The 6,000-nt window shown below is 41.3% G+C and carries 3 protein-coding genes; 2 read left to right on the top strand and 1 reads right to left on the bottom strand.

Annotated features, from left to right (window positions below; translation table 11 throughout):
* Positions 1-1,113: putative glycoside hydrolase (locus tag AC3A8L_RS05750; RefSeq protein WP_487961280.1), on the top strand; the 1,113-nt coding region annotated here is incomplete at its 5' end.
* A gap of 246 nt (positions 1,114-1,359) precedes the next feature.
* On the opposite strand, the gene AC3A8L_RS05745 is transcribed toward AC3A8L_RS05750, so the two are convergent.
* A complete protein-coding gene (locus AC3A8L_RS05745; protein WP_487961279.1) occupies positions 1,360-3,942 on the bottom strand; it encodes a hypothetical protein in 2,583 nt (860 codons plus the stop codon).
* A 381-nt stretch (positions 3,943-4,323) separates the two neighbouring features.
* On the opposite strand from AC3A8L_RS05745, the gene AC3A8L_RS05740 reads away from it, so the two are divergent.
* Positions 4,324-5,931 carry a M12 family metallopeptidase gene (locus tag AC3A8L_RS05740; protein ID WP_487961278.1) on the top strand — a complete coding sequence of 536 codons (1,608 nt, stop codon included), beginning with the start codon at positions 4,324-4,326 and terminating at the stop codon, positions 5,929-5,931.
* Positions 5,932-6,000 lie beyond the last annotated feature (69 nt).

The following is a 6,000-nucleotide window of genomic DNA, read 5'->3' as shown; positions in this document are numbered from 1 at the left end:
AATGCGGACTTCCCAACAGGGCAATCTATTTGGCAAGGTATTCAAAGTCATGTAAAAGCGGCTGGCGGCAAGGTGGAATTAAAGCCTAAAGGCGATTATAGCCAAAAGCCTGATGTTGCGATTATGGTCTTTGGTGAAAAACCTTATGCCGAGTGGCAAGGTGATATTAAAACCTTAGCTTGGCAGGCTGGTGATCATAGTGATGCGTTGTTAATGGAAAAGTTAAAAGCCGACGGCATTAAAGTGATTAGCGTATTTATTTCTGGCCGACCTTTATGGTTGAACCGCGAAATTAATGCGAGTGATGCGTTTATTGCAGCATGGTTACCCGGTACACAAGGCGCGGCTTTAGCGGATTTAATCTTTAGTAATAAAAGTGGTAAAGCGGCTTATGATTTTAGCGGTAAACTTCCACTGAGCTGGCCCAAGTACGCCGACCAATATGAAGTTAACGTGGGTGATGCCGACTACGACCCGCTCTTCCCTTTTGGTTACGGTTTAAGTTACGCAAAACCAGGCAAGTCAGTGCCCACGCTTAATGCCGATGCCGGAGATGCACTGGATGGCTTAGTGATGAATACGCCACTCTTCAAAGGCCGCGCGCGTGACCCTTGGCAGCTATTTGTTGAGTCTGAAGGCGAGCAAGTGCTTTACCAAAGCAGTTTGATTAACGGTAAAACCATTATCCTATCTGAAGCCGATCAAGAAACCCAAGGCGATGCCGTTGATATTAAATGGAAAGGTAATGCTTGGGGGCAGGTTAGCCTTCGCACGACCGATGTTCCGGTTAAATTCAGCGGATATGTCGAAAGCAATTCAATTATCGCGTTTGATATCTACCGTATGAACAAAGCGGAAAAGCCGGTTTATTTACAGCTGGGTGACAACGCGAAAAGCCATAGAATCGATATCACATTAAAAGTGAATGCCGCCCCCATTAATGAGTGGAATCGCTTGTCTGTTGATGTGCTGTGCTTTGAAAAAGCCGGCTTGGATATGGATTATGTGACAGAAGCGCTAAGCTTTATTAGTAGCGGCGATTTAAATATACGCCTTGCCAATATTCAGGTAGAACCTGAAATGGCGGATAAAGCGGCGTTTAGGTGTCGTTAATGTGTAGCGTATAAGCGTGAAAACGAAAGCCCGCTAATAGTGTTAGCGGGCTTTTTTGTGTGGAGTGGGGCGGTGTGTTCTGATTAATAAATTTAAGTGCGTTATTATTTTTTATGAGCCTGTACTGAAATCTTTGTTTAGACATAAAAACTCAGTGACTAATGGCGCCGAGTCACTGAGTTTTGTGCGACATCTATAAAATTTTAGATACCATATATTTTACTTTTCAATTTTTTAGCGATTTAATCAAAAATTACTTAATAGCCAATAAGAGCTGTGCCAGCCTTCAGGCGCCTCACCATATTGGAAAATTTCGTTTTGAAAATGAAGAAATTTTGTATCATCAGAAGAGTGCTGCAATCGATAATTTGAGCCTAGTCCAGAGGTGTGCCAGCCAGGTACTAGCTTCCACAAGCCAGCTCCACCACCAATCGGCTCCTTAGTTAATTCTAGCGCACCATTATTGACTTGTAGGTAAGTGCCTTTCCAGCTATTTCGAATACTGTACAGATCGTTTCCTTCGTAGCTTAGGGTCCAGCGAGCGCTCCACCAGCCGGAATCATAGGTTGTAGCATCTAATCCATCTGTGTTATTTATTGCTATATTTTGCCTCCAATAATTAATGATGCGCTTTGGCCCGTTAACATGAGATGCAACAGGGGTGTCAGGGTTGTATCGTTTTGGCGTTAGGAATCTACCACCGGAAATTAGAAATGCACTAATTTTGGCTCCGTCTTCTCTTTCAATAATTCTCAACTGATAGCGAGTATTGGGGGCTAGCTGGGATTTATCGAGTAGAACTATCGGGCTCATCCCGTTAGTTGAATGGTTATTGATGGTTTTAAAATTTTGGTCAACATTGAATATTTGATAATAAAAGCTATCATCTCCTCCATTGGGTAGATCGGCGAAAGCAGTTAAATCTATAATCCCGCTTTCGTCTGTGATAAAGCTATAGCTTAAATAGTTGTTGAAATTGTTGATGTTAATTTGGTTTTGGCCATTATTCGGATATGTGATGTGGTCCGGCATCATTTCAAGGTTGATGTTATTACTAGAATTTTGAAAATCGACTGCCATGATAACCGACGTTTCCTCAAGAAATGAGGCGTTACTTAAAATGATTTCCGATAATTTAGACCCGTCTTCCCTACGTAGTATTTCTAGTACATACTCTTCTTTGGGAGCCAGATTATTCCAAGTGAGTATATCTAAACGCTCAAAACCATTTGTTTGAGTATTGTTTTGTGTGTGCCAACTTGCTTCATGTGAAAGGCGATAAAAGAAGCTGTCATTGCTATTATTATTAAAGTCAGCAAGTACGGAAAAGTTCACCGTTTCCGAGTTGGCAATAAACGTGTACCTCAGTAATCCATTTGAATCATTACTTGCATTCCAAAGAGTGGCTGTATTTTCCATGTATTCGTAGCAGTCTGATTGCTCGCTACATTCTGGGCTTTGTATAAATGGGCCGACATTAGAGTCACTGTTGTAGTCTGTTACAGATATACGACTTTCTTGTTTTGGAATGATGTCAAATAGTACGTATCCATTGTCAAGTTGAATGTTCTCTATAGTGAAATTATAGGTGGTGCTATCCCACCAGGTCATTTCTCGAAAAGAGGAGGGGGCTGGAAATATGTCGCCGTTTACAAATATATCTTCAGCGTCGGCTCCAGAGTTGTTACGCAATTGATCTAACTCGTAGAGACCATCGGCTTGCTCAATATAGTGTATCGCTGCAAATGGGTCTTTTGAGGGGTATATGTCTGTGGAGGGCCTACCTTGAGTCCATGACTTTTCTGTATGGTGCCATATGGCTAAGCCTGTCCCTTGCCCAGCACTGAAGAAATCATTAGTGCCACTATCAACAGCCGAAATTGAGATGAACTCCTTTATATTATCGGGGTTATAAATCTTAAAGGCTTTCCCTGAGTTGTAATTGAGCTTATAGGTCTTTCTGTATGATGGGGCGATTTCAACTGTGGTGCCGTTGAAAATTTTTTTTGTCGCTCGAAAGTAAGGATTGATAGGGCTTGGATTACCGTTTAGAGACCCGCTGGACATTAAGGCGTGCCCGGACATTCCGTGGGTCTCTTTACATTCTCGTTCTTCGGCATCATATACGGCGCAGGTGGCGTATATGTCGGGCCATTCAAATATGCTGTGGCCAAGTTCGTGGGCCACTGTATTAACGCTGATTACACCAGTGTTATTCCTTATTTGAGAGGTGCTTACTGCACTTGCAGCGGTAATGCCAGCGGATATATCATTTTGATAGTGACGGGTGCTTCCGCCAAAATTTTGCCCTACGTTATCTGAAGTAATAAACAAATAGGACACCAACTCCACTTGCCCGTTTTTTTCTACAACACTCTTACCATCAAAAAGATTGGGGTCTCTTTGTATGGCTTCTGCTAACGCCTCTTCGAGCGCACAATATAAAGGGTCACGTGGGGTGCTGTCACCGCATGTCATTGTTGTATTACCATTACCGCTTGCCATGCTAACTGTAATGGGATCGACAACTTCATGTGTTACATGTAGCTTTCCGTGTGACATGTCCTGATAGTAGTCGTAAACTGAACCCAAAAGATTGCCATTAGGTCCACTATACCCAGATTGGTTGAGGGCGTTGTCAATACTTTGCTTGTCAGTTGAATCCATCGGCTCAATAGCATCTTGAAAGTTGACTGGGATTGCGATGGTCTTAAATAGAATATCTCCCTCTTGATCAAAATCCACAAAATTGAGAGGCGCTGATTGTACGCCTATTGATGCACCACTCAGCATCATTGCCGGTAGTATGTAATTCCTAAATAATTTCATAGTTAACATCCTAAGGTATTGTTATGCAAAACTAATTTTCGTATGAAGGGCTACAATATCGATTTCCCTTCCCTGGTAAGACATTTACGCGAATTAATACCTCAATTTTTTATCGCGTTAATAAAATATATTTTTAAAAATGGTCATAAATATACAATTAGGCGGGCGATCTTTCGCTAGTTACTGTTGATTGGGAGCCGCCTAACATATCGTAGTCCATTGACATATACCCTCGGTTGGGTTGTGCAATAAGGCTGTTATGGGAAAAATATTTTGAGGTGTATTTCGTTTGGTATGTCTGTTGGTATGTGTTGGTCTGATTTCATTGATGAATAATACAGGCTGGCTCAGGATTTAGTTAACTATCACTAAGGGTATACTATGAATAAATCAATAATTTTTTCTTTGTTGGCATCATTTTCGGTGGCATCAGGAGCCGCTACCTTTGAAGGTGAATCGTGGCCTGGAGGAGTTGTTCCATACAAGCTAAGTACTGCGAACCCTATTTCAGAAAAAACGATAAAAAATCTAGATGATACGATCAAGTACTATCATGATAACACCTCGATACAATTTGTTAATGTGACTAATGTTAATCATGATTATCCAGAAGTATTAACGATTGATGGGATATCATCTGGTAATTCAAATGCAACGGTTGGTTATCAGAACAAATATTTATATTTTGGTGATATTACTATTTGGATTTTTGATGCAAAAATGGAGCTGAGAGAGGAGCCCGGAAAATATACTGTGGCTCATGAATTGTTTCATGTGCTAGGGTTTAATCATGAGCAGTGTTCCTATGATAGGGATGAGTATGTCACTATTGATGTTGCCTCCTTAGAAGCCTCTGGTGAATATAAGCACAAAAATTATGGTAAGCGAGATGCTAGTGATCTGGTTGGGCCTTATGATATAGATTCTGTTTCGCAATACCAAAATTCATTTATCGCGAGTAAATATAATGTGAATGAAACCCTCGAAAAAATGGGTAGAATTGATGGTTTTAATCGTGCTTTCCGTATAAATTTAGAAGACTCGACTCCTGATGACGTCTATGACAATCCAGCATTGCATATTCAAAGCCTCCACACTAACCCTTCGCAGAGTTTAGGTGCCGTGGATATTGAGGTGGCAGATGTTGATACAGGTTGGCATTCAGCCTTATGGGACTTTGTACCTAGTAATATTTCTGGTGAGTATTATATAAAAAGTTATTGGGGTACGCACTCTGATGCCTATTTGATAAATACTGGTATTCCAAGTTTAGGTGAAAAAGATTCAATTAATTTTTCGAATGACTACACGAAGTGGAGAGTCATTAAGGCTGGTGATTTTTTACGGATACAGAGTGTTGTAGATGGCCAGTATTTGAGGGCTGATTCAGGTTATCTGGCATTAGGAAATAATGAAAATTTCATTATTCAAGCTGTCACATCTAGAGATCCTGATCTTTTACTAAGCTCTGCTGATAAGGTGGCATTAAGTTGGGCTTATGGCGATTATTTCAGGCTGCAGTTGAGTGATGCAACGGAATCATTGGCGGATAATCGATCATTGCGAGTACCACATAATGATCCTTATGGTGATCCAATGTTTGAAATTCTGCCGATTATTGACGGTAATAATCTTTGGCATAGCGCAATGTGGAAGCTAGAGAGAAAAGGTCGATATTTCATGATTAAGAATCGCTGGACTAATGAGTACTTAAACACCGAAAATCCAAATTATTATGCAGCTGATGAAATCAGACTAGACCCTGAGGGGGCTGAAAATCACGATGGTGTTGATGTTTCAGGGTGGCATTCTGCGCACTGGGAGCTGGAAATTAACGGCAGTTCATTTAGAATAAAAAACCGTTGGACAGGGCGATATTTATCAGAATTAAATGGGGAGCTGGTATTGAGTGAAGCTAATGCGGCAAACGCCAAATCCTGGGATCTACAGCGAGTGGATGAGGCGGTCTATGATTGGACTGCTCCATAATGACTGGCTAAAGCGGTCGTAGCTTCATGTAAACCAGTTGCTTCTGTCGCCCCAGAAAGACACGGCCTC

The organism is Marinagarivorans sp., assembly GCF_982758155.1.
This window is presented reverse-complemented; position numbering and strand designations above follow the sequence as displayed.